Raw genomic sequence first — 15,744 nt, forward strand, 5'->3', positions numbered from 1 at the left:
TGAAAATTTTTTTCATTGAGGGGCTTGCCAGCCTCGAATCTCCTCCGTAGAATGCGCCCCACTTCGAGAGTGAAGGGTGATTAGCTCAGCTGGGAGAGCATCTGCCTTACAAGCAGAGGGTCGGCGGTTCGATCCCGTCATCACCCACCAAACTCGAGGTCCGACGCAGCGGTAGTTCAGTCGGTTAGAATACCGGCCTGTCACGCCGGGGGTCGCGGGTTCGAGTCCCGTCCGCTGCGCCATATTTCGAAAAGCCCTCAGGTAGCGATACTTGGGGGCTTTTTCTTTGCGCTCGAAAAAGCCGCGCCAGTTCGCATTCCTTCGACCTGTTCGTCGAACATATCCTGTTAATTTTCCTATAAGTTTGCTGTGGGAACTTCTCCTCTGGCAGGGGTTCCTATTGCCCATAGCCACTGGCCACGAGCGCCTGATAAGCTCGCGGCTTCAAAGACCCTGCCATGACGGCGTAAAGACAAGGATTCAGCATGAAACAACATCGGTTGGCGGCAGCGATCGCGCTGGTCGGCCTGGTTCTCGCGGGCTGCGACAAGCAAGCCGCTGAAGTGGAACTGAAGACCCCCGCCCAGAAAGCCTCCTACGGTATTGGCCTGAACATGGGCAAGAGCCTGGCCCAGGAAGGCATGAACGATCTCGACTCCAAGGCTGTTGCCCTGGGTATCGAGGACGCCGTTGGCAAGCAGAAGCAGAAGCTGACCGATGAAGAGCTGACCGAAGCCTTCACCTTCCTGCAGAAACGCGCCGAAGAGCAGCTCGCCAAGAAGAACTCCGAAGCCCTGGAAGCAGGCAAGAAGTTCCTCGAGACCAACGGCAAGCGCGAAGGCGTGGTCACCACCAAGTCCGGCCTGCAGTACGAAGTCGTCAAGAAAGCCGACGGCCCGCAGCCCAAGGCTACCGACGTGGTCACCGTTCACTACGAAGGCAAGCTGGTCGACGGCACCGTATTCGACAGCTCCATCCAGCGTGGCAGCCCGATCGATCTGCCGGTTGGCGGCGTGATTCCGGGTTGGGTCGAGGCGCTGCAACTGATGCACGTCGGCGAGAAGATCAAGCTCTACATCCCGAGCGAACTGGCCTACGGCGCGCAGAGCCCGAGCCCGACCATCCCGGCGAACTCCGTGCTGGTGTTCGACCTGGAGCTGCTGGGCATCAAGGATCAGAATCAGCCGGAAGCTGGTCCGGAAGCGACCCTGGAAGCTCCGAAGCAGAACTGAGTACCTTCGTACCAATGAAAGCGCCCCGTTACCCGCGGGGCGTTTTCGTTTTTGCCGGACCTGCTCTGGAACGGGCGGCAGACCCGAGGGTCTGTTTGGGAGTAGGCTGGGCCGTGCTGTTACGCTTATGCACATAATTGCCGCAGCTGTAGTGACACCGGGTGCTTGACATTCCGGTGGCCATCGAATAGCCGCAACTGCATGATTTTTAACGTATTTGTCAGGCTGGATAAAAAATCGCCTATCTGTCTGGAGCCCTGATGGCTCGGGCCTTTGGGCGATGTTGAAGCTTTCTTTCAACAGAGTTATCCACAGTAAAGGTGGATAACCTGAACCATTCCCGTCTGAGTATTCCTACCAAGGTGGAGTGATGAGAAAACCTCCGGGATTCGATCGCTACCTGAACCTTGCCGGACGATTCCTGGCCCGTGGCCGGGTGCCGGCGTTGTTGTTCGCGGTGGCGCGCAAGAGTGGCCGGCTGAAGCTGGTCCGCAGTGACCTGAAACTGCTGCAGGAACTGCTGGTGGCCTGGGTGCGCGGTGATTATCGCGGCATCAGTTCCCAGGCCCTGGTGTCCGTCGTGGCGGCGCTGCTGTATTTCCTGTCGCCGGTGGATCTGATACCTGACTGGTTGCCGGGTGTGGGGCTGCTCGACGACCTCGCCGTGCTGGCCTGGGTTGTGCGTCGCTGGCAGTCCGAGCTGGATGCCTTCAAGGTGTGGCGTGACGGCCAGGGTGTGGAAACCCGCGAGGCGCTCAGGCAGCTGCCGGCGCCGGTTCAGCGGCGCTGACGCAGCAGCTGGTTCTGCTGGGCAAGCATGCGCTGGATGGAACCGTCGTCCACCAGTGTCTGCAGTGCCGCGTCGAGTCGCTCGGCTGGAATCGGTAGCGTCGGGCCGTAGGAGCAGCGGATCGAATAGCGCTGCAGGATGCCGGGATTGACCCGGATGCTCAGGCCGGGGTGTTCCCGCAGCAGGAATTCCAGCGGCCGGCGCATGTCGACGATGGCGTCCAGGCGATTGTGTTCGAGCATGTGCAGGCGGGTTTCCAGGTCGCGCACGTCGTTGCGACGAATCGCGTGGCTGGCGAAGGCCTCCATCAATGCCGGCGGATAGACGTAGCCGAGGCTGGTGCCGAGTGTGTGGCCGCGCAGGGCGTCGAGTGTGTTCAAGGCGGGCGCGTCACTGCGTTGTGCCAGAACGTCCTCCTCCTCGAACAGGCTGGGCGACCAGTGCAGCTTCTCCGGGGCGCTCATCCATTGCGGGTTGTTGATGCACAGCAGCTGGATACTGCCCTGTTGCAATGAGGCTTCCACACGTTTGTCCGGGGTCTCGACGAAGCGAACCTCGAGGTTCAGGAGCTGTCCGACCCTTTCGCCCAGATCACGAATGAAGCCGTGCGCCAATTCGTGGTCAATACTTTCCACGTAGGGCATTCCGTTGCTTGGCGAGTAGCCCCAGCGCAGTTCGTCGGCGCTACAGAGGACACTGGCCAAGCAGAGGCAGATCAGGAGAAGACGCGGCAAGTCGGTCCCCATGTTCGGCTGGAAGTGACGGCAGCAGCAGTATAGCCGGCACAGGTGCCGGTCAGGCTGTTAAGATGGCGGCCTGCAAGGAGTGTTGTCATGAACGTGCAAGTCATCATGCGTGACGGCGAGGCGGAATACGCCGTTGTTCCCTGGGCCGAGTACCAGGCACTGTTGGCCGCCGCCGGCCGCGGTGCCGCACAGGTGGTCAAACCTGCCGCAGCACCCGTATCCGACGAGGCTCCGAACTGGAAAAACCTGCGCGAGGCGCGCGGCTTTTCCCTCGAGACACTGGCGCGTGCGGTGGGCATCAGTCCGTCCTACCTCGCTCTCATCGAAAGCGGCGAGCGCGAGGCCAGCGACGCCATTCAGCACGGCCTGCGCCGTGCCCTGGGCATTGGGGAGTCCGGGTCTTGAGCGTACAGATCAGTCGCAAACACTGGGAAGGTCTGCTCGGTGAGCTGGAAGACGCCCGCCGCCAGCGCCATCTGTTGACCTACCGGGCGCTGATCGAGCGCCTGCAATTGCCCACGCCGGCGATGACCACCCTGACCGCCGCCCTCGAACATCTCGCCGCCCTGGATGCCCGCGCCGGGCGTCCGTTGCGCAGTTCGCTGGTGATCAGCCAGGGGGCGAGCCGTCTGCCGCGTACCGGCTTCTTCGAATGCGTGGAGCGCCTGGGGCGCTTCTCCGGCGCACCGGATGGTCCGGCGGCGGCGGGTTGGCATGCGGCGGAAGTAGTGCGGGTCTTCGAGTTCGAGTACCCCGAGGAGCTTTGAGGTGGAGACGCCGCGTGAGCTGTTCTGGCGCCTGCGGGCGCGCCTGGCCTATGCCGTGGCGCGACGACTGATGGGCTGGCCCTGGCTGGTCCGCCAGCCACGTGCCTGGCAGTGGATGCAGGGGCAGTTCTCGCGCAGGGCCAACCTGGGCGACATCGCCGCACAGAGTTTCTATGGACACCTGCTGCTGTTCCGGGGGCAGGGCCTGGGCGCTCGCGAGGAAGGGTTGCGTCTGCTGCGTCTGGCCGCGACTGGCGGTGATGCCAAGGCTGCCTATCAGGTCGGCGTGCAACTGCTCAAGGGCGATACCCGCCATGCCGCCGATGCGCAGGAAGCCGCGCGCTACTGGGGGCAGGCCGCAGAGGCCGGCCATCCACTGGCGGCGCGCAAGCTGATGGAGCTTTACCGCAATGGCGGCCCCGGTCTGCTGCCCGATGAGACCCAGGCGGCGCGCTATGAAGCGCGCGCCCATCATCTCGGGCTCTGAGCTCAGTCGGCGCTGAGGATGTGCAGGCTGTAGCCGGGCACGGCCTTGGCGTGCCGCTTGGCCTCGGACGCCAGTCCCGCCAGTTGTCCGGCATCCAGGCGGGCGCAAGCCTCGGCCTTGAGGTGCACCACGCCAATCGACAGTGACAGCAGGGGGAACTCCTCGCGCTGCCCGTGCCGGTTGTGCGAGACGAAACAGCCCGCTTCGAGATGCTCGCGGCTGTAGAAGCGCCGGCACTGCCCCTGGAAGTCTTCCAGCAGGTGATTGAGGTGTTCGCGCCAGTCCCGGTTGCCCAGCACGAGCATGAAGTCATCGCCGCCGATATGACCGACGAAGTCCTGCGCCGGGTCTACCCGTTCGCCCAGGCATTGCGCCAGGCACAGCAGCACTTCATCGCCACGCGCGTAGCCGTAGAGGTCGTTGAAGGGCTTGAAGCTGTCGATGTCCACGTAGCACACCACGGCTTCCCGGCCCTGCTGAAGCAGCCGGGTCAGGCACTGCTGGATCGGTACGTTGCCCGGCAGCAGGGTCAGCGGGTTGGCGTAGCGTGCCTGGCGGATCTTCTGTTCGGTAATCAGCTTGAGCACGTCGATCACCCGGCCCAGCCCCAGGTAGCGGCCGTTCAGGGTGATGATGAAGTCTTCCTCGATGCGCTGTCGCGCACGGCTGGTCAGCAGGCGGCTGACCTGTTGCAGCGACTGGCTGCGTTCCACCGCAAGAAAGTCGCTGCTCATCAGGCGGCTGATCGGCTTGCGTGCGTAGAGTTCCGTCGCGAAGGGTTTCAGCAGGGCGTCGGAGAGGGCATGCCGGTGGACAATTCCAACCGGCTGATCGGCGCTGTCCAGCACCGCCAGGGAGTTCAGGTTGGCCTGGGCGCGGAAGGCCTCCAGTACGTCGCCAATCGGGGTTTCGTCGCGTACCGCCGGCTGTTCGAGCAGCAGCGGTTGCAGGTCGGAGGGTTCGTCGGCGAGCAGGCTGCCGCTGGCATCCACGTCCGGCAGCAGGTTTCGCGCATCGCGCGGTGGCTGTTCGCTGGGACGGCCGAACAGGTAGCCCTGTACCAGGTCGACGCCCATTTCCGAGAGCACCGCGAGCTCTTCGGCAAGCTCGATGCCTTCGGCGATGACCTGGGCACGCGAGGCGTGGGCCATCTTCAGGATGGAGCCGACGAACTCGCGCTTCACCGCATCCAGGTGAATGCCTTCGATGAAATGGCGGTCGATCTTCACGTAGTCGGGGCGCAGCTCCGACCACAGGCGCAGGCTGGAATAACCCGCGCCGAGGTCGTCGAGGGCAATGGAGAAGCCCATCGCCCGATAATGGTGAAGGGCGGTGTCGAGCAGGCTGAAATCCTCGATGGGCGTCTGCTCGGTGAGTTCGATCACCACGTCGCTCGGCGAGATGCCGAAGGTCTGCAGCAACTGCAGGGTGCGACCGGGCTGGTGGGTGGGCTCCAGCAGCGATTCGGGGGAAACGTTGAGAAACAGCTTGCCGTCGAGGTTCAGGTCACGGAAGCGCGCGCAGGCCTGGCGTCGGCAGAGCAGCTCCAGCTGGCTCAGGCGGCCGCTGCTGCGGGCGATGCTGAACAGCGGAAGGGGCGAGTGCAGGGGGCCGTTGGAGGGGCCGCGGGTGAGGGCTTCGTAGCCGACCAGGCGCCGTTCGGAGAGCGACAGGATGGGCTGGAACAGGCAGTGCAGGTCGCCGTGAGCGAGGATCTGGTCCAGGGCGCTCAACTGCTCGGTGACGGTCATGACGGTTCTCGGTGGATGAAAATGCAAAGGGCCGGTTTCCCGGCCCTGTGCATTTCACGACAGCGTCATGACTGTTTGATTACATCCGATCAGTGTTTGGCGACCTGGGAATCCAGGTTCAGGTAGTCGATCAGGATGTGCCCGGACTCGGTCAGGTAGGCGTCGTCCTGCGGCTTGGTCTTATCGTCGTCCGGCAGGGCGTTTTCGTCTTCCTTCTTCAGCTCCTTGAGCGGTTCCTGGCCCTTGGATTTGCGCAGGGTGTTCTCCATGGCCAGCTGGCGGCTTTCGATGTTGGTCTGCTGGGCGCGACGCTTGGCTTCGTTGAGGCTGACGGTCTTCTCTTTCATCAGCTCCTGGGCCAGCGCCAGACGCTCGCGGGCGTAGACGAAGTCGGCATTGTTCGCGGTGCGCGTGTCATGACGGCTGCGCAGCTGGTCGAGGAACGGCTTGAACGGATCGGCCTGGGCCTTGAGCACCGGCTTGATGGTGTCCCAGGGCATGGAGTCGGGCAGGGCGCTCTCGCCGATTTCCTTGTCGTCGACGATGGACGGGTAGCTGATGTCCGGGATCACACCCTGGTGCTGAGTGCTCTGTCCGGAAACGCGGTAGAACTTGGCCAGGGTCAGCTTCAACTCGCCGTGGTTCAGCGGCTGGATGGTCTGCACGGTGCCCTTGCCGAAGGTCTGGCCGCCGACGATCAGTGCGCGGTGGTAGTCCTGCATGGCGCCGGCGAAGATCTCCGAGGCCGAGGCGGACAGGCGGTTGACCAGCACGGTCATCGGGCCGTTGTAGAAGGCCTTGCCTTCGTCATCGTTGAGCACGTCGACGCGGCCATCGCTGTTGCGCACCAGTACGGTCGGACCCTGGTCGATGAACAGGCCGGTCAGTTCGGTGGCTTCCTGCAGGGAGCCGCCGCCGTTGTTGCGCAGGTCGATGACGATGCCGTCGACCTTGTCCTTCTGCAGCTCGCTGATCAGCTTCTTCACGTCGCGGGTGGTGGACTTGTAGTCCGGGTCGCCAGCGCGGTAGGCCTTGAAGTCGAGGTAGAAGGCGGGCACGTCGATGATGCCCAGCTTGTAGCTCTTGCCTTCGTGGTCGAGGGTGATTTCCGACTTCTTCGCGGCCTGGTCTTCCAGCTTCACCGCCTCGCGGGTGATGGTGACGATCTTGCTGGTCTGGTCGTTCGGCGCGTTGGTGGACGGAATCACTTCCAGGCGGACCTGCGAGCCTTTCGGGCCGCGGATCAGCTTGACCACTTCGTCCAGGCGCCAGCCGACCACGTCGACCATTTCGCCCTTGCCCTGGGCGACGCCGATGATCTTGTCGGAGGTGGCGATCTGCTTGCTCTTCTCCGCCGGGCCGGCGGGGACCAGGCGCACGACCTTCACGTAGTCGTTGTCGCTCTGCAACACGGCGCCGATGCCTTCCAGCGACAGGCTCATGTTGATGTCGAAGTTTTCCGCGCTATCCGGCGACAGGTACTGGGTGTGCGGATCGTAGGTCTGCGCGAAGGCGTTGATGTAGGCCTGGAAGATATCTTCGCTGCGGGTCTGCTCCAGGCGCATCAGCTGGTTCTTGTAGCGCTTGGTCAGTTGGTCCTGGATGGCCTTGTTGTCCTTGCCGGCGATCTTCAGGCGCAGGACCTCGTCCTTCACCTTCTTGCGCCACAGGTCGTCCAGCTCGGCGCTGCTCTTCGCCCAGGGCGCCTTCTCGCGGTCGATCTCGAGGGATTCGTTGGTGGTGAAGTCCATCTTGTCGACGCCCTTGTTCAGGGTGGCCAGGGCGAAGTCCAGGCGTTCCTTCAGGCGGTCGAGGTGACGCTTGTAGATGGTGAAACCGGGCTCCAGCTCGCCGCTCTTGAGGAAGTCGTCGAACTGGGTGCGCCAGGGGGCGAACTGGTCGATGTCAGCGGCGGTGAAGTACATGCGTGCCGGGTCGAGGATCTTCAGGTAGCTGTCGTAGATCTTCGCCGAGCGGTCGTCGTTCAGCGGCGGTTTGTTGTAGTGGTGGCGCTTGAGCAGCTCAACGATGTTGAGGCTGGCGATCACCTGGTCCCGGTCCGGCTGCAGGCCATCCCAGACGTTCGGGCTGCTGGTGGCAGCGAACGAGGACAGGGCGCTTGCGCCGAGGATGAACAACAGGGCGGTACGGGGCAAAAATCGCTTCATGCTGATTCGACTGATCGCGGAGTTATGACGCATATTAGGCCGTAATTGGCGGCGCCGGGTTCAATCACTGGAGAATTCGACGCGAAGAAAGGGCCCGACCTTACGGATCGGGCCCTGCAAGGTCACTATGGAGGCAGCGTGAACGCATTGCAAGGTATCGAAGGGCGGGTGGAGTGGGGGGAGCGTCCCTCTCCGGCCTGCGCACAGGGCGAGATTCGCATCCAGGTCGCTGCCGCCGGCCTCAATCGTGCCGACCTGCTGCAGGTGGCCGGTCTGTACCCGCCGCCGCCCGGGGCCAGCGATATCATTGGCCTGGAGTGTTCCGGGGTGGTCACCGAGGTGGGCGCCGGCAGTACCTGGCAGGTGGGCGACCGCGTCTGCGCGCTGCTGGCCGGCGGCGGCATGGCCGAGGAAGTGGTGGTGGACGAACGCCATGCCCTGTCGGTGCCGGCGGGCCTTTCCCTGGCCGAAGCCGCCGCATTGCCCGAGGTCTACGCCACCGCCTGGCTGAACCTGTTCATGCTGGGCGCGCTGCAGCCTGGCGAGAAGGTGCTGCTGCACGCCGGCGCCAGTGGTGTCGGCTCGGCCGGGATCCAGCTGTGCAAGGCCTTCGGCAGCCCCTGCTGGGTCAGCGTCGGCAGCGCCGAGCGCCTGGCCTACTGCGAGGGTCTGGGGGCCGAGGGCGGCGCTCTGCGCGGCGAGAGTCTCGAATCTCTTCGGGATTTCGCGCCGTTCGACGTGATCCTCGATCCGGTGGGGGGCAACTACGCCAAGCTGGACCTGGAAATCCTCGGTCGCGATGGCCGATGGGTGGTCATCGGACTGATGGGTGGTCGCAAGGCTGAACTGGATCTGGCCCTGCTGCTGGGCAAGCGCATCCAGCTGATCGGCTCGACCCTGCGTTCGCGCAGCGCCGACTTCAAGGCGCACCTGATGGCAGAGCTGGGGCAGAAGGTCTGGCCATTGTTCGAAACTGCCAAACTGAGCCCGCAACTGGAGCGGACCTTCTCGATCGGGCAGGCACAGCAGGCCTTTGATGCGCTGGCCAGCAACCAGGTGCAGGGCAAGGTCGTGCTGGTCATCGATCCGGCCTTGAGCTGATCCGCCGCCGGACGCAGGGAGCGCAATCCATGGCGGACACAGGGAATGCCGAAAGTCACGCCGGCGAAGTCGCCGGACTCTGGGAGTTGCCACCCGTGCTGAACGAGGCGCTGCGGATGCTGGTGTATCTGCTGGGAGGGGCGGCGGGCATTCTGGGCGTGATGTTGTGCATGCTCTCGATGCCCGCCGAGACGGTGTGGATTCTGCCCGGCATCCTCGCCGGCGCAACGGTGCTCTATCTCTCCATTTTCGTACACGAACTGGGGCATCTGCTCGCTGCTCGCTGGAGCGGCATGACGGTGCTGCGTATGTGTGTACGCCGCCTGGACGTACGCCTGCTGCGTGAGGGATTGAAGGTCGGCTGGCGGCCCAGGTATAACCGACGTCTGGCCGGCTTCGTCATGGCCTTCGCCGATCCCCGTGGCCCCTGGCGCCGTCAGCAGATGTGGTTCGTCGCTGGCGGGCCGCTGGCGAACCTGGCGGTTGCCCTGTTGGCTGGGGCGATCGTGCTGTGGCTGGAGCCCGGTCCTCTGCGGGGGATTCTACTGGCCATCTGTGCGACCAATGCCTGCGTGGGCGTTGCCAACCTGTTGCCGGTGGTGGGAAGGCCTCGGGTGGTCAGCGATGGACTCTGGCTGCTGCGCTGGCGGCGTGGCATGGACATCGGTCATCCGCAACTTGCGTTCGCCCGCCTGATGGGGCTCTCCTGTGCCGGAACCTGCGCTGACGAGGCGCCAGAGCCAGAGCTGCGGCTGCTGGAATCCCAGGACCAACCCATGCCGCTGGTGGCGCTGTATCTCCGGCTGCGTGCCTTGCAGATCCAGGGACGCTGGCAGGAAGCCGCTGCGCTTGAGGTCCCCTTCCAGGTGCTGCGAAATGCGCTTCCCGAGGCACTGCAGCGACCTCTGTTTGACATGCTACGGCTGATCGGCGCGGAGTTGGCCTTTGTTGCGGCGGTGTCTTCGGGGAGTGCCGCCGGGCTGTTCGATGAATTGCTGCCGGAGCGCCTGAAGCGTGAATACGCGAGCGTCTGGGCGCGCTGCCTGGCTGTGCGAGCTGCCTTCGGTGGGGAGCGGGAGGAGTGTCGCCGGCAGCTGGCTCGCGCGGTGGCCTCTGCCCGGCGCTCGCCCGATCTCTCCCAGGAGACGGAAGAGACGCGCATGTGCGAGCGTTTACTGGAGGCGCTGCCGGCCTGATTCCCCAGGCCGGCTCGCGCGGGTCACTTCCAGGCCAGGCTGTCCCAGCCCATCTTCTGCGCCTGTTCCAGTAGCACCGGATCGGCGTTCACCACATGCGGGTGGCCAACCAGCTTGAGCAGCGGCAGGTCATTGCGCGAGTCGGAGTAGAAGTGCGCGTCAGCCAGCGGGCTGTCGTCGCCCTCCAGCAGGTCAAGCAGGCGCAGTACCTTGCCTTCGCGATAGGTAAGGACGCCCACGGTGCGCCCGGTGTAGTGGTCGTTCACCACTTCCAGGTCGATGGCCAGCACTTCGTCGATGCCGATGCGCTCGGCGATCGGTTGCACCAGGTGCACGCCAGAGGCCGAGATCACCAGGGGGCGGTCGCCGGCTGCGCGGTGGCGGGCGAGGGTGGCGCAGGCGTCGCTGTGGATCAGCGGCTCGATCACGTCCTCAACGAAGGTTGCCACTTCACGCTCGATTTCCTCGACGCTGCGCCCGGCCATCGGCTCCAGGGCGAAGGCCATGTAATCCTCCATGGGCAGCTTGCCCTGCGCGTACAGCGCCATCAGTTCGGCGTCGCGCTTGAGGAACGACTCCGCATCCACCCAGCCGAGATCGGCCATGCGCTGGCTCCACAGGCTCGCGCAATCGCCGTCGATCAGGGTGTCGTCGAGGTCGAAAATCACCAGGGCCATCAGGCCACCTCCCGAATACTTTCAATGTCTACTTGCAGGCTGAGTTCGGTGCCGGCCGGGTACAGGCGCTCGGCGCTGCGGTTGAGGACGTCCACGGTCAGTTCCACGCCAGCGGCGTCTACCCGGTAGCGGATCACGTTGCCCAGCAGGCTGTGGGAGAGTACCCGAACCGGGATGCCGTCGCCGGCGTCCATGCTCAGGCGCAGGGATTCCGGACGGATCGCCACCTTCTGCTGGAAGGGCCGGTCCAGCAGGCGGGTCGCCTGGGCGGCTTCGAGCAGGTTGTAGTTGCCGATGAAGCCGGCGGCGAAGGCATTTTCCGGCGCGGTGTAGAGGGTTTCCGCGTCGCCGCTCTGGACGATGCGCCCGGCGTTCATCAGCACGATGCGGTCGGAAAGGGTCAGCGCCTCTTCCTGGTCGTGGGTGACGAACACCGTGGTCAGTTTAAGCTCCTGCTGGATGCGGCGGATCTGCTCGCGCAGGTGCTTGCGGATGCGCGCGTCCAGCGCCGACAGCGGCTCGTCGAGCAGCAACAGGCGCGGGCGGGTGACCAGCGAGCGGGCCAGCGCCACGCGCTGGCATTGGCCGCCGGAGAGCTGGTGCGGGTAGCGCGAGGTCAATGGGCCGAGTTCGACCATCTCCAGTACCTCGCGTACCCGCTGGGCGGACTCCGCCGCCGGCACCTTCTGCATGCGCAGGCCGAAGGCGACGTTCTGCTCCACAGTCATGTTGGGGAACAGCGCGTAGCTCTGGAACACCATGGCGATGCCGCGCTTCTGCGGGCTCTTGGGCACGATGTCCTCGTCACCCAGCAGGATGCGCCCGCTGTCCACCGCGGTGAGGCCGGCGATGCAGCGCAGCAGGGTGGACTTGCCGCAGCCGCTGGGGCCGAGCAGGGTGACGAACTCGCCGCGCTCGGCGGCGAAGTCGATGTCCTGGAACACCGTGGTGTTGCCGTAGTTCTTGTTCAGTCGTTCGACGCTGAGAAAGCTCATGTCAGGTCTTGTCCTTGTTCAGACGGTTCGCCGCCCAGGTGAGCAGCAGGACGAAGAGGAAGTAGGAAACCACCACCGCACTGGTGTAGTGGCCGCTGCTGTTGCGCATGTTGTTGAGGAACACCTGCAGCGTCTCGTAACGGGTGCCCACCAGCAGGTTGGCGAAGACGAATTCGCCGATGAGGAAGGAGAAGGACAGGAACAGCGCCACCATCAGGCCCTTGCGCAGGTTCGGCAGCACCACCAGCAGGGCGGCCTGCCAGGTGCTGGCGCCGAGCAGGTGGGCGGCGTCCATCAGGTCGTGCAGGTTGATCGCCTGCAGGTTGTTGCTGATCGCCCGGTACATGAACGGCAGGGCGATGGTGAAGTAGCAGCCGATCAGCACCCAGGGCGTGCCGATCAGCGGCAGTGGGCCGGCGGCATAGAGCTGCAGCAGGCCGACCGAGGAGACCACCGGCGGCACCGCGAAGGGCAGCAGGATCAGCACGTTCATCAGTGCGTCCAGGCGCGGGAAGTAATAGTGCACGACGAACATCAGCGGCAGCACCAGCACCACGCTCAGCACCAGCGAGCCGAAGCACACCAGCAGCGACTGGCCGAAGGCGGTGAGGAAGCGCGGGTCGCTCCACAGCGTGAAGTACCACTTCAGGGTCAGGCCGTCAGGCAGCACGCTGGCACTCCAGGAGGTAGCCAGCGAATAGAGCAGGGTGGCGGCCAGCGGCAGCAGCAGGATCAGGAACAGCGCGTAGACCACCACGCGGTGGTACAGCGAATTAGCGCTTCTGGACATGGTAGCTCCGACGCAGCAGCCACTGGTGGGCGAGGGTGATCAGGGTCATCAGGCCGACCAGGAACATCGCCAGCGCACTGGCCATGTTCGGGTCGAGGAACACGTCGCCCGAGACCAGGCCGGCGATGCGGATCGTCACCACGTTGAAGTTGCCGGTGGTCAGCGAATACACCGTGGCGTAGGCGCCCAGGGCGTTGGCCAGGAGGATGACGAAGGTGCCCAGCAGCGCGGGGGTCAGCACCGGGATGCCGATGTGCCGCCAGAACGCCCAGTGGCTGGCGCCCAGCAGCGCGGCGGATTCGCGCCAGTCCTCGCGCAGGGCGTCGAAGGCCGGGAACAGCAGCATCACCCCCAGCGGAATCTGGAAGTAGGTGTAGAGGATGATCAGGCCGGTCTTCGAGTAGAGGTTGAAGTCCTCGATGAGCCCCGCCTGCTTGAGCAGCAGGGTGATGGCGCCGTTGAAGCCGAGGATGATGATGAAGGCGAAGGCCAGCGGCACCCCGGCGAAGTTGCTGGTCATGTTGGCGAAGGCCATCACGAAGTCGCGCAGCTTGCCGTCCACCTGGCGCAGCGAGTAGCTGCCGAGCACGGCGATGAGCAGACCGATCAGGCTCGACCAGATCGATATTTCCAGGCTGTAGCGGATTGCCTGTCGGTAGAAGGGCGAGCCGAGGATCTCGGCGAAGTTACCCAGGCCCCAGGCGTCGCTGGTGCGCAGGCTGTTCACCGCGACCCAGGCCAGCGGTGCCACCTGGAAGGCGATGAAGAACACCGCGAAGGGCAGCAGGCAGAGCAGCGCGATGAGTTTTCCGCGATTCGATCTCATGCCTTGAGCAGCTCCCGGCAGACGGGTTTGTCGTGGGCGGCGCCAAGCAGTTCGCACAGCGTGCCGCACAGTTCGACCTGGCGCGGGCGAGCCTGGTCGTCGAGGCTGAAGGCCTCGCCGAAGACGAACAGCGGTACTTCGCGCTCCTCCGACAGGATGCCGCCGTGGCTGCGGTCGTCGTTCATGCCATGGTCGGCGGTGACCATCACCTGGTAGCCGGCGGCCAGCCACTGGTGCAGGTACTCGGAGAGGATGATGTCGGCGTGCCGCGCGCTGTTGCGGTACTGCGGCGTGCCCAGGCCGTGCTTGTGGCCGGCGTCGTCGATGTTCATCGGGTGCACCAGCAGGCAGTTCGGCGAATGCCGGCGGCGCAGGGACTCGGCGTCGGTGAACAGGTGCGAGTCGGGGTAGTGGTCCGTCCAGTAGAAGTGGCCATGCTGGATCGGCAGGGATGCGTCGTCGGTGTGACGGTCGCGCGCCGGATCGAACGGCGTGCGGTTGTACAGCTCGCTGACCCAGTGGTAGGCCGCCGCGGCGGTGGTCAGGCCGGCGTCGCGGGCGTAGTGGAACAGGCTGCGCTGGTTGGACAGGCGCGACACGTCGTTGTGCAGGATGCCGCTGTCGATGGGCGGCACACCGGTAAGGATGCATTCATAGAGTGGGCGGGACAGCGATGGCAATTCGCATTCCAGCCGGTAAAGCTGACCGCGGCCAGCGTTGCACAGGGCCTGAAGGTGGCCCATGCAGTCGTGGGCGACGCTGTAGTTGAGGCCGTCGAGAACGACCAGGATGACGTCGTGGCGCATGGGGCGGGCCTTTTCGGAACGCGAAACCGCCCCGGCGAACCGGGGCGGCCGGGCGTTACTGCATGTTGATGATGACGTTTTCCTGCCACATGCGCGGCAGACGCTTGGAGGTCTCTTCCCAGGCCTTGGCGTCCTTGATCGGCTGGGCCTTGGCGTACTGCTCGTTGGGCAGCAGCTTGGCCTTCACCTCGGCCGGCAGGGTCAGGTGCTCGGCGCGGATCGGACGGGCATTGCCCTTGGCCAGGTTGATCTGGCCGGCGTCGCTGAAGATGTACTCGCGGGCGAGCTTGGCGGCGTTCGGGTTCTTGGCGTACTTGTTGATGATGGTGGTGTAGCCGGAGATCACCGAACCGTCGGAGGGGATCAGCACCTCGAAGCGCGACGGGTCGATCTGGTCGCGGTAGCTCAGGCCGTTGAAGTCCCAGACGATGCCGACTTCCACTTCACCCTTCTCCAGGGTGTTGATCACCGGGTTGGTCAGCGACAGGCGGCCCTGCTTGGCGATCTGCGCGAAGAACTCCAGGCCCGGCTTGATGTTCTTCTCGTCGCCGCCGTTGGCGATGCTCGCCGCCAGCACGCCGTTGACCGCCTGGGCCGCGGCACTCACGTCACCAATGGTGACCTTGTACTTGCCCTTGAGCAGGTCGGCCCAGCTGTGCGGCACGTCCTTCACCAGCTGCTTGTTGACGATGAAGGCGATGGTGCCGGTGTAGGCCAGCGCCCAATGGCCGTCCTTGTCCTTGGCCCACTCCGGCACCTGGTCCCAGGTGCTCGGCTTGTAGGGCTGGCTGACGTTCTGCTGCACGGCGATCGGCCCGAAGGCGGCACCGACGTCGCCGATGTCGGCGCTGGCGTTCTCGCCCTCGGCCTTGAACTTGGCCAGCTCCTGGGCCGAGCTCATGTCGGTATCCATGTGCTTCAAGCCGTACTTGCTTTCCAGGTCCTTCCAGGTGTCTTTCCAGTTCGCCCAACTGTCGGGCATGCCCACGCTGTTGACCTGGCCTTCCTTGCGGGCGGCGGCTTCCAGCGATTGCAGGTTGGCGTCGGCCGCCATGGCGAGGCCACTGCCGATGGCAATGGCCGATCCCAGCAGTGAAGCAAGCAAGCGTTTCATTCGGTGCTCCTTCGATCGTTAGGGTAGGTCCGTGTCCGGCATCCGCCGACGCGGGGAAACAAGTGGTCTAGATCAGCAGACCCAGGCCAATCTATGCGGCCCGGATGACAGTTTGATGTCCGGCCTGGCGCGGGCCTGGGCGGCGGGGCTGTTTGGCGGGGCATCCGCAGAAAGCGTAGACCATCGCCAATGCCCCGGTTTCATTGGGCTACGCTGTTTTCTTGCGCTGGCACGGGTGCTGCTCGAAAGCTGGTTGTCACGGGACCGTCACGGGACTTTCCTAGGATGAAGAGGCCCC

At 64.6% G+C, this 15,744-nt stretch carries 16 protein-coding genes and 2 tRNA genes; 9 read left to right on the forward strand and 9 right to left on the reverse strand.

From position 1 onward, the window contains the following. The first annotated feature begins 74 nt into the window (after positions 1-74). From GA645_RS08240 to GA645_RS08255, 4 genes are all read left to right on the forward strand, one after another. Positions 75-150, forward strand: a tRNA-Val gene (locus tag GA645_RS08240). Positions 151-165: 15 nt separating this feature from the next. After that, a tRNA-Asp gene (locus GA645_RS08245) sits at positions 166-242 on the forward strand. A 243-nt stretch (positions 243-485) separates the two neighbouring features. Next, positions 486-1,232, forward strand: coding sequence for an FKBP-type peptidyl-prolyl cis-trans isomerase (locus tag GA645_RS08250; RefSeq protein ID WP_152221673.1), 747 nt, complete (start codon positions 486-488; stop codon positions 1,230-1,232). A 370-nt stretch (positions 1,233-1,602) separates the two neighbouring features. Beyond that, entirely contained in the window at positions 1,603-2,022 is a 420-nt protein-coding gene (locus GA645_RS08255; RefSeq protein ID WP_152221675.1) for a YkvA family protein, read from the forward strand. On the opposite strand, the gene GA645_RS08260 is transcribed toward GA645_RS08255, so the two are convergent. Beyond that, positions 2,010-2,768: a transporter substrate-binding domain-containing protein gene (locus GA645_RS08260; protein ID WP_178119504.1), complete on the reverse strand. Its 759-nt coding sequence runs from the start codon at positions 2,766-2,768 to the stop codon at positions 2,010-2,012. The genes GA645_RS08255 and GA645_RS08260 overlap by 13 nt on opposite strands. A gap of 87 nt (positions 2,769-2,855) precedes the next feature. On the opposite strand from GA645_RS08260, the gene GA645_RS08265 reads away from it, so the two are divergent. From GA645_RS08265 to GA645_RS08275, 3 genes are all read left to right on the forward strand, one after another. Then, complete coding sequence (locus GA645_RS08265) at positions 2,856-3,173, forward strand: helix-turn-helix domain-containing protein (protein WP_152221679.1); 318 nt, start codon at positions 2,856-2,858, stop codon at positions 3,171-3,173. After that, positions 3,170-3,535, forward strand: a complete 366-nt coding sequence (locus tag GA645_RS08270) for a hypothetical protein (protein WP_152221681.1) — start codon at positions 3,170-3,172, stop codon at positions 3,533-3,535. Before GA645_RS08265 ends, GA645_RS08270 begins: the two co-directional genes overlap by 4 nt. 70 nt (positions 3,536-3,605) lie before the next feature. Beyond that, entirely contained in the window at positions 3,606-4,022 is a 417-nt protein-coding gene (locus GA645_RS08275; protein WP_256676174.1) for a sel1 repeat family protein, read from the forward strand. Positions 4,023-4,024: 2 nt separating this feature from the next. Here the strand turns inward: GA645_RS08275 and GA645_RS08280 are convergent, their stop codons facing one another. Continuing rightward, positions 4,025-5,773, reverse strand: a complete 1,749-nt coding sequence (locus tag GA645_RS08280; RefSeq protein ID WP_152221683.1) for a bifunctional diguanylate cyclase/phosphodiesterase — start codon at positions 5,771-5,773, stop codon at positions 4,025-4,027. Between the two features lie 89 nt (positions 5,774-5,862). Beyond that, complete coding sequence (locus GA645_RS08285) at positions 5,863-7,941, reverse strand: carboxy terminal-processing peptidase (RefSeq protein ID WP_152221685.1); 2,079 nt, start codon at positions 7,939-7,941, stop codon at positions 5,863-5,865. Between the two features lie 138 nt (positions 7,942-8,079). On the opposite strand from GA645_RS08285, the gene GA645_RS08290 reads away from it, so the two are divergent. Together GA645_RS08290 and GA645_RS08295 are read left to right on the forward strand one after the other, a co-directional pair. After that, positions 8,080-9,042 (forward strand): NAD(P)H-quinone oxidoreductase, encoded by a 963-nt coding sequence (locus GA645_RS08290; protein ID WP_152221687.1) that lies wholly within the window; start codon positions 8,080-8,082, stop codon positions 9,040-9,042. A gap of 29 nt (positions 9,043-9,071) precedes the next feature. Further along, the gene (locus GA645_RS08295) at positions 9,072-10,238 is read left to right on the forward strand and encodes a site-2 protease family protein (protein WP_152221689.1); all 1,167 of its coding nucleotides are present in this window, start codon (positions 9,072-9,074) and stop codon (positions 10,236-10,238) included. A 23-nt stretch (positions 10,239-10,261) separates the two neighbouring features. Here the strand turns inward: GA645_RS08295 and GA645_RS08300 are convergent, their stop codons facing one another. The 6 genes from GA645_RS08300 to GA645_RS08325 are packed head-to-tail and all read right to left on the reverse strand — an operon-like array spanning position 10,262 to position 15,446. Then, on the reverse strand, positions 10,262-10,915 hold the full coding sequence (locus tag GA645_RS08300) for an HAD family phosphatase (RefSeq protein ID WP_152221691.1): 654 nt from the start codon (positions 10,913-10,915) through the stop codon (positions 10,262-10,264). Next, entirely contained in the window at positions 10,915-11,910 is a 996-nt protein-coding gene (locus tag GA645_RS08305; RefSeq protein ID WP_152221693.1) for an ABC transporter ATP-binding protein, read from the reverse strand. The genes GA645_RS08300 and GA645_RS08305 overlap by 1 nt, the downstream gene beginning before the upstream one ends. 1 nt (position 11,911) lies before the next feature. Further along, positions 11,912-12,700 (reverse strand): ABC transporter permease, encoded by a 789-nt coding sequence (locus tag GA645_RS08310; protein WP_152221695.1) that lies wholly within the window; start codon positions 12,698-12,700, stop codon positions 11,912-11,914. Beyond that, a complete protein-coding gene (locus GA645_RS08315) occupies positions 12,684-13,526 on the reverse strand; it encodes an ABC transporter permease subunit (RefSeq protein ID WP_152221697.1) in 843 nt (280 codons plus the stop codon). Before GA645_RS08315 ends, GA645_RS08310 begins: the two co-directional genes overlap by 17 nt. Beyond that, a complete protein-coding gene (locus GA645_RS08320; RefSeq protein ID WP_152221699.1) occupies positions 13,523-14,332 on the reverse strand; it encodes an alkaline phosphatase family protein in 810 nt (269 codons plus the stop codon). The genes GA645_RS08315 and GA645_RS08320 overlap by 4 nt, the downstream gene beginning before the upstream one ends. Positions 14,333-14,387: 55 nt before the next feature. Then, the gene (locus GA645_RS08325) at positions 14,388-15,446 is read right to left on the reverse strand and encodes an ABC transporter substrate-binding protein (protein ID WP_152221701.1); all 1,059 of its coding nucleotides are present in this window, start codon (positions 15,444-15,446) and stop codon (positions 14,388-14,390) included. Positions 15,447-15,744: the final 298 nt, after the last annotated feature.

The sequence above is a fragment of the Pseudomonas sp. SCB32 genome (genome assembly GCF_009189165.1).
In the GTDB taxonomy this organism is placed as follows: domain Bacteria; phylum Pseudomonadota; class Gammaproteobacteria; order Pseudomonadales; family Pseudomonadaceae; genus Pseudomonas.

Coding starts and splice junctions, on each gene's coding strand:
- GA645_RS08250 (WP_152221673.1), top strand. CDS start 486: ATGAAACAACATCGGTTGGCGGCAGCGATCGCGCTGGTCGGCCTGGTT.
- GA645_RS08255 (WP_152221675.1), top strand. CDS start 1,603: ATGAGAAAACCTCCGGGATTCGATCGCTACCTGAACCTTGCCGGACGA.
- GA645_RS08260 (WP_178119504.1), bottom strand. CDS start 2,768: ATGGGGACCGACTTGCCGCGTCTTCTCCTGATCTGCCTCTGCTTGGCC.
- GA645_RS08265 (WP_152221679.1), top strand. CDS start 2,856: ATGAACGTGCAAGTCATCATGCGTGACGGCGAGGCGGAATACGCCGTT.
- GA645_RS08275 (WP_256676174.1), top strand. CDS start 3,606: ATGGGCTGGCCCTGGCTGGTCCGCCAGCCACGTGCCTGGCAGTGGATG.
- GA645_RS08280 (WP_152221683.1), bottom strand. CDS start 5,773: ATGACCGTCACCGAGCAGTTGAGCGCCCTGGACCAGATCCTCGCTCAC.
- GA645_RS08285 (WP_152221685.1), bottom strand. CDS start 7,941: ATGAAGCGATTTTTGCCCCGTACCGCCCTGTTGTTCATCCTCGGCGCA.
- GA645_RS08295 (WP_152221689.1), top strand. CDS start 9,072: ATGGCGGACACAGGGAATGCCGAAAGTCACGCCGGCGAAGTCGCCGGA.
- GA645_RS08300 (WP_152221691.1), bottom strand. CDS start 10,915: ATGGCCCTGGTGATTTTCGACCTCGACGACACCCTGATCGACGGCGAT.
- GA645_RS08305 (WP_152221693.1), bottom strand. CDS start 11,910: ATGAGCTTTCTCAGCGTCGAACGACTGAACAAGAACTACGGCAACACC.
- GA645_RS08310 (WP_152221695.1), bottom strand. CDS start 12,700: ATGTCCAGAAGCGCTAATTCGCTGTACCACCGCGTGGTGGTCTACGCG.
- GA645_RS08315 (WP_152221697.1), bottom strand. CDS start 13,526: ATGAGATCGAATCGCGGAAAACTCATCGCGCTGCTCTGCCTGCTGCCC.
- GA645_RS08320 (WP_152221699.1), bottom strand. CDS start 14,332: ATGCGCCACGACGTCATCCTGGTCGTTCTCGACGGCCTCAACTACAGC.
- GA645_RS08325 (WP_152221701.1), bottom strand. CDS start 15,446: ATGAAACGCTTGCTTGCTTCACTGCTGGGATCGGCCATTGCCATCGGC.